The organism is Anaerolineae bacterium (assembly GCA_013178165.1).
In the GTDB taxonomy this organism is placed as follows: Bacteria; Chloroflexota; Anaerolineae; order Aggregatilineales; family Ch27; genus Ch27.
This window is the reverse complement of record JABLXG010000001.1, coordinates 365711-383561: the sequence shown is the minus strand read 5'-3', so window position 1 is coordinate 383561 and position 17851 is coordinate 365711. Positions and strand designations below refer to the sequence as shown.

The 17851-nt window shown below is 63.4% G+C and carries 13 protein-coding genes; 7 read left to right on the top strand and 6 right to left on the bottom strand.

The window, feature by feature from the left end:
* The first annotated feature begins 160 nt into the window (after positions 1 to 160).
* The 5 genes from HPY64_01565 to HPY64_01545 all read left to right on the top strand — a co-directional run bounded on the left by HPY64_01565 (position 161) and on the right by HPY64_01545 (position 5217).
* A complete protein-coding gene (locus HPY64_01565; protein NPV65814.1) occupies positions 161 to 1096 on the top strand; it encodes a J domain-containing protein in 936 nt (311 codons plus the stop codon).
* Between the two features lie 50 nt (positions 1097 to 1146).
* Complete coding sequence (locus HPY64_01560) at positions 1147 to 2379, top strand: PDZ domain-containing protein (GenBank protein NPV65813.1); 1233 nt, start codon at positions 1147 to 1149, stop codon at positions 2377 to 2379.
* A 47-nt stretch (positions 2380 to 2426) separates the two neighbouring features.
* Positions 2427 to 2756 (top strand): helix-turn-helix transcriptional regulator, encoded by a 330-nt coding sequence (locus HPY64_01555; protein NPV65812.1) that lies wholly within the window; start codon positions 2427 to 2429, stop codon positions 2754 to 2756.
* 53 nt (positions 2757 to 2809) lie between these two features.
* Entirely contained in the window at positions 2810 to 3400 is a 591-nt protein-coding gene (locus HPY64_01550) for a hypothetical protein (protein NPV65811.1), read from the top strand.
* A 170-nt stretch (positions 3401 to 3570) separates the two neighbouring features.
* Positions 3571 to 5217, top strand: a complete 1647-nt coding sequence (locus HPY64_01545) for a hypothetical protein (protein ID NPV65810.1) — start codon at positions 3571 to 3573, stop codon at positions 5215 to 5217.
* 83 nt (positions 5218 to 5300) lie between these two features.
* Here the strand turns inward: HPY64_01545 and HPY64_01540 are convergent, their stop codons facing one another.
* From HPY64_01540 to acnA, 6 genes are all read right to left on the bottom strand, one after another.
* Entirely contained in the window at positions 5301 to 6551 is a 1251-nt protein-coding gene (locus tag HPY64_01540) for a class I SAM-dependent methyltransferase (GenBank protein ID NPV65809.1), read from the bottom strand.
* 225 nt (positions 6552 to 6776) lie between these two features.
* On the bottom strand, positions 6777 to 7610 hold the full coding sequence (locus HPY64_01535) for a hypothetical protein (protein NPV65808.1): 834 nt from the start codon (positions 7608 to 7610) through the stop codon (positions 6777 to 6779).
* Between the two features lie 126 nt (positions 7611 to 7736).
* On the bottom strand, positions 7737 to 8423 hold the full coding sequence (locus HPY64_01530; protein ID NPV65807.1) for a response regulator transcription factor: 687 nt from the start codon (positions 8421 to 8423) through the stop codon (positions 7737 to 7739).
* Between the two features lie 163 nt (positions 8424 to 8586).
* Positions 8587 to 9807: a glycosyltransferase family 4 protein gene (locus HPY64_01525; protein NPV65806.1), complete on the bottom strand. Its 1221-nt coding sequence runs from the start codon at positions 9805 to 9807 to the stop codon at positions 8587 to 8589.
* Between the two features lie 48 nt (positions 9808 to 9855).
* Complete coding sequence (locus HPY64_01520; protein NPV65805.1) at positions 9856 to 10977, bottom strand: glycosyltransferase family 4 protein; 1122 nt, start codon at positions 10975 to 10977, stop codon at positions 9856 to 9858.
* A 168-nt stretch (positions 10978 to 11145) separates the two neighbouring features.
* Positions 11146 to 13842 (bottom strand): aconitate hydratase AcnA, encoded by a 2697-nt coding sequence (gene acnA, locus HPY64_01515; GenBank protein NPV65804.1) that lies wholly within the window; start codon positions 13840 to 13842, stop codon positions 11146 to 11148.
* 602 nt (positions 13843 to 14444) lie between these two features.
* Here acnA and HPY64_01510 point away from each other — a divergent pair.
* Together HPY64_01510 and HPY64_01505 are read left to right on the top strand one after the other, a co-directional pair.
* On the top strand, positions 14445 to 15614 hold the full coding sequence (locus HPY64_01510) for a sigma-70 family RNA polymerase sigma factor (protein NPV65803.1): 1170 nt from the start codon (positions 14445 to 14447) through the stop codon (positions 15612 to 15614).
* 249 nt (positions 15615 to 15863) lie between these two features.
* Positions 15864 to 17723: a hypothetical protein gene (locus tag HPY64_01505; GenBank protein NPV65802.1), complete on the top strand. Its 1860-nt coding sequence runs from the start codon at positions 15864 to 15866 to the stop codon at positions 17721 to 17723.
* The last annotated feature ends 128 nt before the right edge of the window (positions 17724 to 17851 follow it).

Here is a 17851-nt window from a genome sequence, read left to right as displayed (position 1 = left end):
AGCGCCGGGCCTTGGCTTGAGGCCCGGCGTTTCTTTTGTACTGGCAGCCACATATTAGAGTATGATAAAACCCATCATAACAAAATTGACAAGGATCGGCTTAAGGTTTAGAATGTGACCGGATGCGCTTACCACGATAGCGCAGGGATAAGTGACAGTCATGACCACGTACAAGGATTATTACAGCGTGCTCGGCGTCAGCCGGGACGCCACCCAGAAAGATATCAAGCGAGCCTACCGCAAGCTGGCGCGCCAGTACCACCCGGATGTCAACCCCGGGGATAAGAAGGCTGAGGAACGTTTCAAGGAGATCAACGAGGCCTACGAAGTCCTCAGCGACGAAGAGAAGCGCCGCCAGTACGACCAGCTGGGCGCCCAGTACCAGCAGTGGCAGCGCATGGGCGGCCAGGGCAATGTGCCCTGGGAAGACCTCATACGCCAGGCCGGTGGCGGCAGCATTCATTATGAATTTGACGGCGCGGAAAGCTTCTTCGACATCCTCAACAGCTTCTTTGGCGGCGGGCTGGGGGGCCGCACGGGGCAGCAGAGCCGCGCTCGCGGGACGGCCCAGGGGGCCATGATGAAAGGTCGGGACATCGAACAGGAAATCACCATCAGCCTGGAAGAGGCGTATCATGGCACCCGCCGCGACTTCAACCGCGCCGGACGGCGGCTGAGCGTGAACATCCCGCCGGGGGCACGGACGGGCACGCGGGTGCGCGTCAGCGGCAAGGGCGAATCCGGCTACAATGGCGGCCCGCCTGGTGACCTGTACCTGGTGGTCAACGTCCAGGAACATCCGACCTTCAAGCGCGACGGCGATGACCTGCTGGTGGAACTGCCGGTCGACCTGTATACAGCTGTCCTGGGCGGCGAAGTGGAAGTGCCCACCCTGGGCGGCAAAGTGCGCCTGAAGGTGCCGCCCGGTACGCAGTCCGGCCAGAAGTTCCGCCTGGCCGGGCGGGGGATGCCCCGGCTTGGGGCCAGCCGCGAGCATGGCGACCTGTACGTGCGCATCCTCGTTCAGGTGCCGCGCAGCCTGACCCGTGAGGAGCAGGAGCTGTTTGAGCGACTGGCCGCCATGCGCGGCTCCTAGCCGGATAGACTGCCGTTGACGATGGGCCAGGTGAGACAGGAGCGAGACGGATGAGCAAACGGATGCAGGCGCTGGCCATCGGCGCGGTGGTGCTGCTGTGGGCTACCGCCGGCCTGGCGCTGGTCAACCGCGCCAGGACTGAGACAGGCGCAGCCGCCCCAAAGGCGATCGCCCACCATGACGGGCTGCCCGCTGTTGCCGGGGCTGCCGGTCTGGGACCCACGCCCAGCCCCCTGCCCCCGGATTTCGTGCAGGCCGTTGATGCCGAGTATCTGCTGATCAGCAATATCTACGACCGCGTATCGCCGTCGGTGGTCAATATCAACGTGGCGGTCGCCGTAGAGAACGCCAGTGCAGTGCCATCCGGTAGCGGGTCGGGGTTTATCTATGACCGCCAGGGGCATATCGTCACCAATTCGCATGTCGTGAACGGCGCTTCGGAGATCGAGGTGATCTTCCGTGATGGCTATGTCGCCAACGCCGAACTGGTCGGCATCGACGATTTCAGCGATCTGGCCGTGATCCGCGTGCAGGTGGACGAAAGCCGCCTGCTGCCGGTGATGATGGGCGATTCCGACACCCTCTATGTCGGCCAGCGGGTGATCGCCATCGGCAACCCGTTCGGGCTGGAAAGCTCGCTGACCTACGGCGTGATCAGCGCGCTGGGCCGCACGCTGCCTTCCGCCCAGCTGCTTGACCCCACCCGCCAGCCGTTCAACAACCCGTCGATCATCCAGATCGACGCGGAGATCAACCCCGGCAATTCCGGCGGGCCGCTGCTGGATTCCTACGGTACCGTGATCGGCGTCAACACGGCGATCCGCACGGAAACCGGCCAGTTCCAGGGAGTCGGCTTTGCGGTGCCCGCCAGCACTGTGCAGCGCGTAGTCCCGGAGTTGATTGAGCGCGGGCGGGTGGCTTATTCCTGGCTGGGGATTTCCAGCCTGGCGGTGGAGGGCGGCTTTGGCCTGGCCGGGCTGGCGGAGCCGCTGGGCCTGCCGGTGACCTCCGGCGTGCTATTGCAGACGGTCACGCCCGATTCGCCCGCCGACCGCGCCGGTCTGCGCGGCGGAACCAACAACGGTACGATGGTGCGCGGGCGGGAGATCTACGTCGGCGGCGACATCATCGTGGCCATCAACGGCCAGTACGTGGACGACATGGACGATCTCGTCAGCTATCTGGTGGTTAATACCCGGCCCGGCGACGAGGTGACCCTGACCGTGATCCGCAATGGCAACACCCTGGAAGTCCCGGTGGTGCTGGGGGAGCGCCCGGAATAGCGCCGTGGCGCTTCGGTGTGTTGGCTGTAGCTGTAGGAAGAGTAGCGATGCCTGAACAATCCGATCTGGATGAGCCTCGCTATACGATCAGTGTAGTGGCGCGGCTGGTGGCGCTGCACCCGCAGACCTTGCGCAATTATGAGGAATGCGGGCTGGTCGTGCCCCACCGCTCGCCCGGCAACTTCCGCCTCTATACCGAGCGCGATGTCCAGCGTCTGCACAAGATCGTCCGCCTGACCAACGATCTGGGCGTCAACCTGGCCGGTGTGGAGATCATCCTCAACCTGACTGAACGGCTGGAACAACTCCAGGCGGAGATGGACGACCTGCAGGCGCGTCTGGCCGCGCTGGACAACCGCGACGATTCATTGGCCTGAGGCTGACCGGGCTGCTGCCTGTGGGCCGGTCAGCCGGCGGGGGAGGGAAAGCCATGCAGCAGCGCACATACCCGGACGTTCTGGGCACGATCACCGGCGGGGCACGCCGGGAGCTGCCGACGCTCCAGTGCGCGCTGGGAGTCTTCCCCGCCGGAGCGACCATCGGCCAACCTTTTGAGGTGGTGGTGATTCTGCAGAGCGTAATCGCCCGTCCTCAGGATGTCGTCCTGGTCCTGCGCCTGCCGCGCCGTGATGCGCAGGGCAGTACACTCAGCTTCGCCGTGCCACACCCGGAACTGAAGGTGCAGCTGAGCGGCGGCGAAGTTGGTATTGTCCACCTGCCGGTGATTCCCCGGCCACCAACACCCCCGGCGCGGGGTTACCCGCTGATCCTCAGGGTGTTTGCCGCGGAAGGCGGCCCAACCTGGCGGGTGCGCCTGCCGGGCGCCGGTTCGCCGCCGGACGCGCTGGCGATCTCGCCCTTCCGCCTGGAGGTACTGCGTGAGATCGCCTTCAGCGGCGATGGCGAGCGTAACCAGCTTCATGGCCGCTTCGATGTCATCCCCGGCCATGTCCGGTCAGCCCCCGCTTACCCCGCCCCCAAGTATCAGGTGCTGTGGAAGGTCAACGACATTGCGGTGTAGAGAGGGAGATTGCCTGTCAGGCATCGTCCCGCCCTCTGGCCGCCTCACAACCCTTAAGTTTTCCGCGCTCTTCTATTGAAATCTAGATTACAATGAATGCGTGATTTCATTCGTTATTTGCGGTACAATAAATACTGGTATATTCTGCCCAAATGGGATTTTGCTGGTCAATGTCCGACAAAACAGACACTACATCCCGTATCACCGTCGAGGAAGTTCGCAAGCTGGCCCTGCCCATCGGCACGACCATCCTGAGCGGCCAGGAGGCCCTCGACCGTGTCGTGACCTGGACCGCGCTGATCTACCCTCAGGAGATCGGCCCTAAACCCCTCAACCGGGGCGAGCTGGTCATCCTCGCACCGCTGGAACGCAACCTGTCCATCCCGAACCGGGATGCGCTGGTGGTGCGCCAGGCCGTCGAAGCGGGGGCCGCTGCCGTCGTCCTGGCGGAACACCCCTCTACGCTAGCCCTGGAGGAAGCCAGAGGGGGTAACCTGCCGCTGTTGCTGCTGCCTGTCGGCGCCAGCGTCCGTGAGGTTGAGCGCACCGTGATCACGCTGCTGCTCGACCGCCAGGCCCAGATCGAGCGTCGTGGCCAGCAGGTTTACCGCCAGCTGACCCAGATTTCGTCACAGAATCGCGGGATGGCGGAACTGGTCAGCGCCATGGCCGATCTGACCAACAAATCCGTCATTGTCCACGACAAGCGCCTGCGAATCGTTCAGCAGGTTGGCCAACCGGTCATCAGCAGCGATGACTGGGAGTACGTCAAGGCCTTTACCGGGCAGATCGCCACTCTGCCGGATAAGCTGCGCAACCGCCACCAGCTCGTCAACCTTGATCAGATGGTGCTGGAACAGGACTTGCAGCGCAGCGGCCTCAAGCGTCTGGTCTCGCCGATCATCAACCAGGCTATCGGCCGCGGCTACCTGTCGATCATCACCACCGGCGACTTCGACGAGGTTGATTACCTGATCGCTCAGTATGGTGCGGAGGCCTGCGCGTTAGAAATGGCCAAGGCCAAAGCCATCAGCGAGACGGAAAAACGCCTGCGCGGTACCTTCCTGGACCGTTTGCTGATCGGCGACATCAGCCAGCAGGAAGCGATCCGCCAGGGCGAGCGCTTCAACCACAACATGGCCCTGCCTCATATGGCCCTGGTGCTGGCCTGGCAGGGGACAGAGACGCCCTCCCTGCGGCGGCTGGAGACGCTGATCAACGGCGTGGTCTCCAGCCAACGGGAAGATGCCCTGGTCTGGCAACGCGACGATCATGTGGTGATCTTCTACGCCACCGACGCCGAAAACCCGATCGACTCCTCGCTGGCTCTGGCGGAAGCCATCCGCCAGGAAGCGCGGCGACAGCAGCCACAGCACCGCGTGGCCATCGGCATTGGCCAGAAGGCCATACACGTCAACCAGTGGCGGGAAAGCTACCAGGATGCTCAGCAGGCCGTCGACCTGGCCCGCCGCCTGGAAACTGACGAGCCGCTGTACATCGGCGACCTGGGCGTCTACCAGTTCATCCTGCGCCTGGAAGACCGGGAGACGCTGCTGGCCTTCGCCAACCACATGCTCGGCCCGCTGCTGGACTACGACGAGCGCAACCGTGCCGACCTGATCAAGACGCTGGAGGCGTTCTTCGCCTGCCACGGCAACCTGAGCCGCACCGCCGAGATGCTGATCGTCCACCGCAACACGCTGCTCTACCGGATGAACCGCATCAGCGAGATCGCGGACATGGATCTCAACCGCCCGGAGACCCGCCTGGGCGTCCACCTGGCGCTGGTCATCCGCCAGTTGCTGCTCAAGAGTTGATACCAGGTTCAAGCTACCGATAAAAAACGGGATGCTCCCGGCAGAGCATCCCGTTTTTGTATCCTGAAGCCATGCATACGCCGTCACCCGGCGTAAAGATCGGCCCGTGTCAGCGGCAGGCGGGCCGGGCCACGCCGGCTGCGGGAGAGCAACAACTGGTAAACGTTGGTGCTGCCAGCTTCAAAGCCGACCGCCGCCGCGGCCATATAAAACCGCCACACCCGGAACGTGCGCTCGTCTGTCAGGGCGACCGCCTCCGCCCGGCGCGCCTCCAGGTTACGTACCCAGCGCCGCAACGTCAGCGCGTAGTGTTCCCGCAGGCTTTCCAGGTCGCGCGGCTCAAAGCCGGCCCTCTCAGCAACCTGGATGGCCTCGCCGATGGGGACCAGTTCGCCATCGGGGAATACGTAGCGCTGGGTGAACTGCCCTGCCTGGAAGAGCCGACGGGCCAGCCAGCCCGGCTCGTCATACTGGGCGGCAATGCCGTGATTGAGGAACAGCCCACCCGGTCGCAGGGCGTTATATGCCGCGCGGAAGTAGTCATCCAGTCGGGCACGCCCGACATGCTCGAACATTCCCACGCTGACGATCTTGTCGTAGGGTTGGGCCGGGTCCAGGTCGCGGTAGTCACAGATCTCAACGCGCGCCCGGTCAGCCACGCCCGCCCGCGTGATCCACTCCCGCGCGTAGGCTACCTGTGGCTCGCTCAGGTTAATCCCGGTGGCATCGACGCCATAGTGCTGCGCGGCGTAGACCACCAACCCGCCCCAGCCACAGCCGATGTCCAGCAGGCGCTCACCGGGCTGCAGGCGCAACTTGCGGCAGATATGCTCAAATTTGGCTGTCTGCGCCGCATCCAGATCGTCGGTCTCGCTCCTGAAGTAGGCGCAGGAATAAGCCATCGTCTGCCCCAGAAAGAGAGCATAGAACTCATTGCCGACATCGTAATGGTAGGTCACGGCGGCTCGGTCACGGCTGCGGGAATGGCGTATGCCGCGCAGACGAGCCGCCTGCCGTCCCTCAGTGTATTCCTGCGGCGGCATCGTAGCTGGCAGGCTAAGGGCCAGGCGGGCCAGCGCTAGCCAGTCACGGGCGGCGAAGCCCTGCACCCGCACGGCCAGCCCCAGCGCGGCGATGACATCGCCCTCCAGCTCGTAGTCTCCGCGCAGATAGGCTTCCGCCAGCGTCAACTCCCCCGGTGGCATGAACATCCGCCGCAGCGCGCCGGGATGGGTCAGCACGATCGTGAAGCGCGCCGGCTGCCCCGGCCCCGGCGGTAAGACGCTACCATCCCACAGCCGTACGGCAAAGTCGCGCTCTTCCTCGGTCATCACAATATCGAAGGCGCGGCGCACCGCAGCTTCCGCACCCCCAACGCGGATCTCCTCCCGGGCCTGTGAGCTATCCGAACGGGTAGCCATAGCCCTTCTCCTCCTTCTCCTCTCCTCGCCTGAGGTTGTGATCGGGCGATCACAGACAGGCGGCTGGCGGGCGCAAGCCTGCCTGAGCCGCCTGATTCCATTATATGAGGATAGAGAAAGGTTGTTGCGCCCGCGCTGTTACTGCTCGATGCAGGTCAGCTGGTGCACCCAGACCTTGGTCATGGCCAGCGCCCACTTGTTACGGAATTCCAGGGCCACCGTCACACGGGCATCCTGGGGAGCAGTCCAGCGCCAGGTATAGCGGTGTGGCCGGTTCGGGGGCAGGTCGAAGGTGGTGGTGCCCAGCGTCTCGCCGTCCCGCCAGTCATCGGCAGCCAGTACGTCACCCGCCTGCGACCGCACCACCCAGCGCCATTCCAGGTTAGCCATCCAATCCCCGGCCTGCGCCGCACTCATGAAGACCTCGGAGCCATCAGCCAGGCGTGTTTTGACCAGGGGGTGGAAAACAGCCGCCAGTTCATAGGTGTACCCGGCCCGGAGATCGACATCGCTCTGCTGGAAAGCCCACTCGAACGTGCGCCAGGAACCGCCCATCTCCACAGCCGTGTTGCCGTAGGCGGGGTTGAGATAGCGGTCATAGCCCTCAAAGCTGTTCTCCGGGCGCTTGGGTTCACAGCGCACCGCCTGGGTCTCCCCACCGGGGCGGGAGACACCCACACGGTCAACCAGTTTCCATTCCGCCGGGCCAACCTGCCATTCGCCGTAGACCACTGACTCGCCGGTCAGATCGGGGTTACGGAGGATCTGGCCGCGGCTCGGCGGGCGCGGCGGGATCACCGCTACTGGCGGCGGAGAGAGCGGGATGTCTGGCAGTGGCGCCGGCTCCTCTACGGCGGTGGGAGGCGCGCCTTCCACCATGACCGTCACCCGGTCGCCAAATAGTTCGTGCAACCTGGCGATCAGCGCTGTTACTTCAGCGTCGCTGGCCTCGATCGTGATCGTGATCCGCATGTGTCGCCCCTCCTGGCGCACGCTGACAGGTGCGCCTCAGCCGGTGACCGGCCGTCTGGAAACAAAAAGGCTGCGCCCCTTAGAGACAACGGGACACAGCCGGAAGATACTACGCCAAGAGGCTCCTTAACGGTTGGCAAAACGATACCCGATCCCGCGGGAGGTCAGGATGTACTGGGGATGTTCGGGGTCCTGTTCGATCTTCTGGCGCAGATAGTGGATGTACAGTTTCAGGCTATCGGTAGCGTCGGCGTATTCGGCTCCCCACGCCTGGGTTACCAGTTCCTGCCGGGTGATCACCCGCCCGGCTTCGCGCACCAACACGCCGAGCAGATTGAACTCCTTGGGCGTCAGATGAACCGGGCGGCCCCGCACGCGCACCTCGCGATTGAGAAAATTGATGCGGAAGTTGCCGCCATCAAAAACCAGTTCCTCAGCAATGGCAGGGGTGGGGGTGCGCCGCAGGTGGGCGCGGATGCGGGCGACCAGCTCCTCATTGTCGTAGGGCTTGATGATATAGTCGTCCGCTCCCATCTCCAGCCCTTTGACCACATCGCGGATCTCGCCCCGCGCCGTGAGGAAGATGATCGGCACATCGGAGAGTTCCCGCAGGCGGCGGCAGACCTCCCAGCCATCCATTTCCGGCATCATGATATCCAGCAACACCAGGTCGGGATGGGTACGGTAGGCCTTGCGGAGACCGTCCTCGGCGCGGTAGGCCCTGATGACTTCGTAACCCCGCCGCTCCAGCAGGATCGCGATCAGCTGCACCGTGGTCTCTTCATCATCAATCACCAGAATTTTTTCGGCCATGGAGCAGCGCCTCTTTCCGGGGAAGGGTCGCCTTAAGATTCAACCCATTGCCAAGACAAATCCAACGGGTTTCTAACCAAATGTAGCATGAGGCACTGAGCGATGCAAGACAACAAGGGGAAGAACAAACGATCGGGAGACAAGGGACTGAGCAGCAGTCCACTTATCTCTTGTCTCCCACTGTTAGCTCCTGTTCGAAAACCGCCCGTAGTTCTTCGGCCAGCTTCAGCCAGGAGTACTTCTGCTCGGCCAGCGTCCGGGCGTAAGCGCCCATAGCCTCGATCTTCTCCGGGGACGACAGCACCTCAACAATCGCTTGCGCCAACGACTGCGGATTGCCAGCCTCAACCAGTAGACCGCTCCTGCCCTCTTCTACGATGTCGGGCAGACCGCCAACACGTGTCGCCACTACCGGCTTGCTGCAGGCATAAGCGATCTGTAACACCCCACTCTGGGTGATCGCCCGATAGGGCAAAACCACCACATCGCTGATATTCATCAACGTGGCGACCCACTCGTTAGGCACGTAGTCCAGATACCAGGCGGTATGCGGGGCAATGCCCAGTTCATCAGCCAGCGCGCACAGGGCTTCCGGATCGACATCTTTGGCCGGGAAACCGGCAACGATCAATTTCGCGCCGGTTTGCTGCTGCACTGCCGGGAACGCGCGGAGTAAATCCTCCAGGCCCTTGTACTTGGTGATCGTCCCAAAGAACAGGACAACCGGCCGACCTCGTTCCACACCAAACTGCTGCCGCATTTCATCGGGTGTCAGCGCCTGTTCCACTTCCAGCATCAACTCGCTAGTGGGGAGGAAGATGCGGTGTACGCGGGTCGGGTCGATACGGTACAACTCCAGAAACTGCACATAGTTGCTCTGATCGTGGACAAAAAGGGCGTCAAACTGCTCATAGATCCGTTGGAATGCAGCGAGCTGCTCACGGGTGGCCACGATCCGGTCGGCGGCGCGGCTGGTATCATAGGGCTGTACATCGTGAACAATATCAGCCAGCAAGAAGCCAGATCGCCTAAGCATTCTGAGAAAATATTTCTCGAAGCCGAAACGCATCTCGCCAAACAACACAACGTCCGGTTTTTCGCGCTGCAGGAAGTGCACCAGTCGCAGCCATTCCAGCACGTAGCGGACGCCACGCCAGCCCCGGCGCAGTTTGCGCACGAGCGGATTGCCTGCCTTCTTGCCCCGCGGATCCCACAGTTTCAACAGTTCAACGACACGAAACTCGTGCTTGAGATCGCGCAGTTCATAATTGGTTGAAGTAACCAGCGTCGTATCCACCCCTAGACGCTGCATGGCACGGCATAGATGGAAGGCATAGTGGATCAGACCACCTTTGGCGGAAGCCTCAACCATGTAGAAGCGCATTGCATCTAGGCTCCTCTCCCAAACTTGTGAAGTACTCGCCGATCGCTCTTAACCTCGCCGCCCCGCCAGCACCCGCTCATACAGCCCAGCTGTCTGACGGGCCTGCTCTTCCAGGGAAAACAGGCCCAACACCCGTTGACGGGCCTGTGCCCCCAGCCGCGCCGCCAGATCGCGATCGTGCAGCAGCTGGGCCAGGCGGGCTGCGATCTGCGCCGCGTCACCAGCCGGGACGAGATAGCCGGTCTCGCCATCAACCACGATCTCCGCTGAGCCACCCACGTCTGTTGCCACCACGGGACACGCGCTGGCGCCCGCCTCGATCAGGACGGTCGGCAGGGCCTCACTCCACGACGACTGGACAACCGCATCGCAGGCGGCCAGCAAATCCGGTACGTCGGTACGTTCACCCATAAACTCGACCACATCGCGGTAAGGCTCGGCCTCAGCTCTGATCTGCGCGGCCATCTTGCCATCGCCCACCAGTTTGATCTGCACATCAGGGACAGCCGCCCGTAATGCCGGGATGGCCTGAAAGAGCACATCGTGCCCCTTACGCTCCCGCAGGGCGGCGATCAGCAGGACAACCGGCGCATCACCCCAGCCCAGGGCGACCCGCAGCGCAGCCCGGTCGCGTTCCGCCAGGAAAGGTTCCATGTCCAGGCCGTTGTAGATCGTCTCAATACGCGCCAGTGGCACGTTTGCCCGCCGGGCAAAGTCCTGGCGCACGGCTTCCGACACAGCCACGATCCGGTCGAAACCATGGCGCGCCGCTACCAGCACCGCCCGTGCCCGGATCCACTTCTTGAGGTTGGGTGCCAACTCCACCAGGACATGGCGAGTCATCACCGTTGGGATGCCCAGCCGCCAGTGCGCCGCCGCCGCAAACAGGATCGTGTCCTGATCCTGGGCGTGAATCAGATCGAACTGCTGCACCCGGATTAACTCGACAAAGCGGCTCCATGCGGCCCGATCCAGCAGGCGGCGCGCGCCAAGGTCGTGACGCGGCAGGCCAGTGCGGGCGAACTCCTCCGCCAGCGGCCCATCGCGGCGGGTATTGAGCGTCCCCAGGTGGATATCCACACCCTGCGCTTTGATGTATGGCAGCACATCGACTACGTTCCGCTCAGCGCCCCGCAGTGGCAGGCCGCTGGTCATCAGCAACACGCGCATAGATCACCCCGCTGCAAAGGAAGCCGCCCACCCATGACGGCCCGAACCCCGTTATATAGCGTCTGCCACGACTCAGCAACCGCCGCCGGGTTGCCTCCGCCGCCAGTACCCGAAACGGGCGCACCCGTGAACGGATGCGCCCGTCCTGATACCCGGCGCAGTTCCCGTTCACGCGCTCCGCAGCATACCCCGCAGCACCATCTGCAGGATGCCGCCATGGCGGTAGTAGTCGATCTCGATCGGTGTATCGATGCGGGCGATGGTCTGGAAGCTGAAGCAGCTGCCATCCTCCCGCGTGGCCGTGACAGTCACCTCCTGCAGCGGCTGGAGCGCGTCATCCAGGTCGATCGTTAGCACCTCGCGCCCGGTCAGGCGAAGCGTCTGAGCGTTTTGCCCTTCCTTAAATTGCAGCGGCAGCACGCCCATGCCTACCAGATTGCTACGGTGGATGCGCTCGAAGCTTTCCGCGATTACGGCGCGAACTCCCAGCAGCAGCGTGCCCTTGGCCGCCCAGTCACGGGAGGAGCCGGTGCCGTATTCCTTGCCAGCCAGCACAATCAGCGGCGTCCCAGCGGCGCGGTAACGCATGGCTGCTTCATAGATCGTCGTCACCTCGCCAGTAGGCAGATAGGTGGTATAGCCGCCCTCGGTGCCGGGCGCAAGCTGGTTACGCAGGCGTATGTTGGCAAAGGTGCCACGGGTCATCACCCGGTCGTTGCCACGCCGCGAACCATAGGAGTTGAACCACTGCGGCGGCACATCGTGATCGATCAGGTATTGCCCGGCGGGACTATCTTTGGGGATCGACCCGGCGGGCGAGATATGGTCGGTCGTGACCGAATCACCCAGCAGGGCCAGCACCCGCGCCCCGCTGATCGCCCGGATTGGCTCCGGCTGGAGCGGCAGATCCAGGAAGAACGGCGGCTCCTGAATGTAAGTTGACTCCGGATTCCAGGTGTACACCTGCGCATCACCACTGTCGATAGCATGCCACAGCGGGCCACCGTCGAACACGTTGGCGTACTGCTGGGCGAACATCTCCGGGCGGATCGCGGTGGCGATGGCCTCGTTGATCTGCTCCTGTGTCGGCCAGATGTCCTGCAGGTAGACAGCTTCCCCGGCATCGTTGTAGCCAATCGGCTCGTGATAGAGATCGATATCCACTCTCCCGGCGAGCGCGTAGGCCACCACCAGCGGCGGCGAAGCAAGATAGTTGGCCCGCGCCAGGGGATTGATCCGCCCCTCGAAGTTGCGGTTGCCACTGGAGACGCTGACCGCCACCAGCTTTTCCGCCTCAATGGCCGCGGCAACGCGGGCGGGCAGCGGGCCGCTGTTGCCAATGCAGGTCGTGCAGCCGTAACCAACCACATGGAAGCCCAGTTGTTCCAGGTAGGGGAGCAACCCGGCCTCGCGCAGGTACTCGGTCACCACGCGGGAACCAGGAGCCAGGCTGGTCTTGACATATGGCGGGACGCGCAGTCCTTTTTCCACGGCGTTGCGGGCCAGCAGGCCTGCGCCCACCATCACCGAGGGGTTGCTGGTGTTGGTGCAGCTGGTGATCGCGGCGATGACTACCGCGCCGTGGGTCAGTTCGTAGCTGCTGCCGTTCTGGCTCACCACCGCTTTGCGGGCCAGCGCGGAGTCGTCCAGGCCAAAGCCGCGCCCGGCAACCGGGGCGCGCAATGCCGCCTCAAATTCCTGTTTCATGGCCGTCAGCGGAACGCGATCCTGGGGGCGCTTGGGGCCGGCCATACTCGGTACCACCGCGCCCAGGTCCAGTTCCAGCGTGTCGGTGAAGACCGGGTCGGGCGTATCGTCGGTGCGGAAGAGACCCTGCGCCCTGGCGTAACGCTCCACCAGGTCGATCAGTTCCGCCGGGCGGGCGGTACGCTCCAGATAGCGCAGCGTCTCGGCGTCAATGGGGAAGTAGCCCATTGTCGCGCCATATTCAGGAGCCATGTTGGCAATGGTCGCCCGGTCGGGCAGGCTCATCGCACTGAGACCCTCGCCGTAGAACTCCACGAATTTGCCCACAACGCCTTTCTGCCGCAGCATCTGGACAACGGTCAGGGTCAGGTCAGTGGCCGTCACACCCTCGCGCAGGCGGCCATACAGCCTGAAGCCGATCACTTCCGGCGTGAGCATATACAGCGGCTGGCCGAGCATGGCCGCCTCCGCTTCGATGCCGCCTACGCCCCAGCCCAAGACACCCAGGCCATTGATCATCGTCGTGTGCGAATCCGTGCCAACCAGCGTATCGGGCATCGCCAGGCCGTCCTGCACACGGACGACGCTGGCCAGGTATTCCAGGTTAACCTGGTGGACAATGCCGGTAGCGGGTGGGACAACGCGGAAGTTGGCGAAGGCCTTCTGGCCCCAGCGCAGGAACTCGTAGCGCTCGCGGTTGCGCTCGAATTCCATCTCGGCGTTGAGGCGCAGCGCGTCCGGCGTGCCGAAAACATCCACCTGAACGGAGTGATCGATCACCAGGTCGACGGGCACGACCGGGTTGATCCGCGCTGGGTCACCCCCCAGACGGGCCACCGCCGAGCGTAATGCAGCCAGATCGACCAGCGCGGGCACGCCGGTGAAATCCTGCAAGATCACGCGGGTGGGGTGGAAGGGCAGCTCGCGTCCAGCCCCTGAGCCGCCCGGCCAGTTAGCCAGGGTGAGGATGTCCTCGTGGGTGATCACCCGCCCATCCTCATTGCGCAGCAGCGACTCGAGCAGGATTTTGATCGAAAACGGCAGGCGGTCGATGTTCGCCAGCCCGTCATCCTGAAGCTGGTACAGCCGGTAGTAGCTCAGCGCAGCGCCACTGCCGGTCGGCAGGGTGGCGCGCGCCCCAAACGTATTGTTGGCCATGCTCATCCTTCGTCTCCGCAGCCTGATACCAGGGTTTCCGGCGCTGATGATACCACAAAACCGGCCCAAAAACGCCGGGTTCAGTCAGCAGGCAGGTGAGGGGCAAAAGGCAGGAGGCCAGTGGCCAGGAAGCCCGGAGACCGGGAGGCCGGGAGCACCACCCCGCCACCCGGCGAGCGAATCGCTGGCAATATCTGCGCAGGGCCGGTTCTCTACCTCCGGTCGAATCGGCCCCGCTGGGCGTGGCAGGACATATTAGAATTGTTTTAGAAAACAACTAATTATGACCGCTGAAGTCTTTTTCGTTGTACAATGGATATGCCGGATTGGAGGCAGCTGTGCAGCGCCTACCCCCTACATCTGGGGGCTTGACACAGTCCTTATAATGGTATAAGAGCGCGGAAGGCAGGTAGGACCCATTGACGCCCGCAAGGCCCCTGGCCCGACTCTCATCAACCCCTCACCCAAGCGCCCTGAAAAGTTGAGTATGCTTGTGGTAAAATACACAATGTTTGCCGCCACAAAAGTAAGGGTGTCTTCAGCGGCTATGCCACGCCCTGAAGACGGCCAATCCTTAACCGCAGGGAGGCAATAAGACGTCCGTGATCCAAGAACTGATGAATCGTGCCGATCAGCAGGGCTATGTCACCTTTGAGGATGTACTGGAAGTACTGGGCGAGGATGGCGACGACGTAACCGCGATTGAGGCGCTACTGGATGAGCTGGATGAGCTGGGGATTGAGCTGAGGCAGCACGACGAACAGCAGTTCACCGCCACGGGGTTTGACCCCGATAGCGAAGAAGAATTCGTCGCTGAAGAGCATCTGACCGACCCCAGTGTAGGCGACATCAATGCGGTATCCGCCGATGACCCGGTCGGTCTCTACTTCCGCCAGATGGCTCAGGAGCCGCTCCTGACGGCGGAAGAGGAAATTGAACTGGCCAAACGCATCGAGCGCGGCAAAGACGCCCAGTCTAAACTGGAGCAACTGAGCCGCAACTGCAACCCGACTCTGCGCCGCGAACTGAGCCTGCTCGTCGAAGACGGCCAGGCCGCCCGCGAACACCTGGGCCGGGCTAACACGCGTCTGGTCGTTTCCATCGCCAAGCGTTATATGGGGCAGGGCCTGCCCTTCCCGGACCTGATCCAGGAAGGCAACGTCGGGCTGATGCGCGCCGTAGATAAGTACGACTACAAGCGCGGCAACCGCTTCAGCACCTATGCCACCTGGTGGATCCGCCAGGCGATCACCCGCGCCCTGGCCCAGAAAACGCGCACCATCCGTATCCCGTTGCATATGACCGAGCGCATCCGCCAGATGTACCGCACCGCCCAGGTGCTGGAACAGAACCTCGGTCGCCGGCCCACGCCAGAAGAGATCGCCGCTGAGATGGATCTGCCGCCGGAAGCTGTCCGTAGCATGATGGATGCCAGCCAGCACGCCATCGCCCTGGAGCGCCCGGTGGGCGACGACGGCGATAGCGAGTTCGGCGACTTCATCGAAGATCAGGACAGCCCCAGCCCGCTTGAATCGGCCACGCAGCACCTGCTGCAGGAAACGATCGAGGAGGTGCTGGCCGAGCTGACCCCGCGCCAGAGCCATATCCTGCGCCTGCGCTTCGGCCTGGGCGGCGGCGAGCCGCACACGCTGGAGGAGATCGCCAACAAGTTCGGCCTCAGCCGGGAGCGTATCCGCCAGCTGGAAAAGGAAGCGTTGCGTCGCCTGCGTCATCCCAAACTGGCCCATAACCTGCGTGACTACCTGAGCTAAAACCGGGCCAGCGGCCCGCTAATCGAGAAACTTCCTGTAGCGGCGGAATGTATTCCGCCGCTACACCTTTACCCGTCTTTTCCCGCCCGATGTTCCAGCGCGGCACCGTTTCCTGTTCCCGACTGGGGGATGGGTCGCAGCAAGGGCCGCTTGCCCTGAGTACAGCAGGCGCCGAGCTTGCTGCTGTTCTCCCCCACCACCCCACTTGTGATTACCCTCCCAGCCGGGTATATATAACGGAAGCACGCTGTGCCGCTGTTCCGCCAGGAATTCCTGCTGCGCCGGCACGCCTCCTTCGACTCTCACTATTCCCCCAGCACCGCCGGCGGCTCACCTTCTATCTGGAGGCTGATCGCCATGAAGAAATGCACGCTTGTGGGCCTGCTAACGGTTATCCTGCTCCTGTCCGCCTGCCAGCCCAACTACCAGATCGCCACCGTCACCCCCACGCCGGAGCCGAGCACCACCCCCCTCCCATCCACGCCGACGCCCATCCCAACCGAAATCCCGACGGAAGTCCCGGCCACACCCGTCGCAGAAGCTGCACCCGCCGGGGCTGCGCTGCCGCTGCCCATCGTCGCTAACGAATTCTTCGCCACCTCCGGCCAGTGCGCCGTCTGCCACATCAACATGAAGGACGAAGCGGCTAACGACGTCTCGCTGGATCGCCAGTGGCGCAGCAGTATGATGGCCAACTCTGGCCGCGATCCGTACTGGCAGGCTGGAGTCCGCAACGAGGTGCTGGTCAACCCCGCCTACGCTGACTTCATCCAGGACAAATGCACGACCTGCCACATGCCGATGGCCCGCTTCACCGAATCGGTTTACGGGCGCCAGGGCCGGTTGCTGGATGGCGGCTTCGCCGACCCGCAGAACGCCCTGCATACCCTGGCCATGGATGGCATCTCCTGCACGCTATGCCACCAGATCGAAGGCGCCAGCTTCGGCCAGCCGGAGAGCTTCAGCGGACACTATGAGGTGGATACAGCCCTGCCCGCCGGTCAACGCCACGCCTACGGCCCCTTTGAGGTCAACCAGGCCAACAGCCTGGTGATGCAGGGATCGTCTGGTTTTATCCCCACGCAGAGCCTGCACGTCCAGGAGTCGGAACTGTGCGGCACGTGCCACACGCTCTACACGCCGACGCTTAATGCGGCGGGCGAGATCGTCGGCGAATTCGCCGAGCAGATGGTCTACCCGGAGTGGAAGCACAGCCGCTACAGCCAGACTGATTCCTGCGTGGCCTGTCATCTGCCCGCGGCGGAAGGCGGCGTGGTGCTGTCGATCACCGGTGGGGAGCCGCGCCAGCCTTTCATGCAGCACATTTTTGTCGGAGCCAACTTCTACATGCCCGACCTGTTGCGCCGCCACCGTGATGAGCTGCTTGTCAACGCCGGAGATGAGCACATTGAGGCCACGATCGCCCTGGTCATGGATCAGTTGCAGAACAGCACGGCAACGCTGGCGCTGGAAAACCTCGGCCTGACCGATGGCACGCTGACGGCGGAGGTCGTCATCAGCAGCCAGGTCGGCCACAAGTTCCCCACCAGCTACCCCTCCCGCCGGGCCTGGCTGCATGTCACCATCCGCGACGCCGCCGGGAACGTGATCTTCGAATCGGGCGCTTTCAACCCGGATGGCTCGATCGCCGGCAATGACAATGACACCGACGCCGCCCGCTACGAGCCGCACTACACCGCCATCACCGCCCCCGACCAGGTGCAGATCTACGAGGCGATCATGGGCGATGTGGACGGGCTGCCCACGACCACGCTGTTACGCGGCGCGGGCTACCTGAAGGATAACCGTCTGCTGCCGGAAGGCTTCGACAAGACTACCGCGCCGCCCGACTTCCAGGTGTGGGGAGACGCGGCGGAGGACGACGATTTCATCGGCGGCGCTGACCGTGTCCTGTACGCCGTGCCGGTGGGCGAGGCGCAGGGGCCGTTCACCATCGAGGTTGAACTGCTCTACCAGTCAATCGCTTTTCGCTGGGCGCATAACCTGGCTCGCCACGACAGTTTTGAGACGAACCGCTTCCTGGGCTACTACATGGAAACGCCCAGCCCCGCCGGGCTGGTCGCCGCCATCAGCGCAACCATCCCCTAGGCAGGATGCTGGCCGCCGGGTCGGCGCTGGCCGCAACCCGGCCCGGCGGCGCTCTTCTCGTTTCCCTCAAACAAGGGCGCCCGTGCTGAACGGGCAAACGCCTGACCTGACTTCGCCGGGCATCCTGC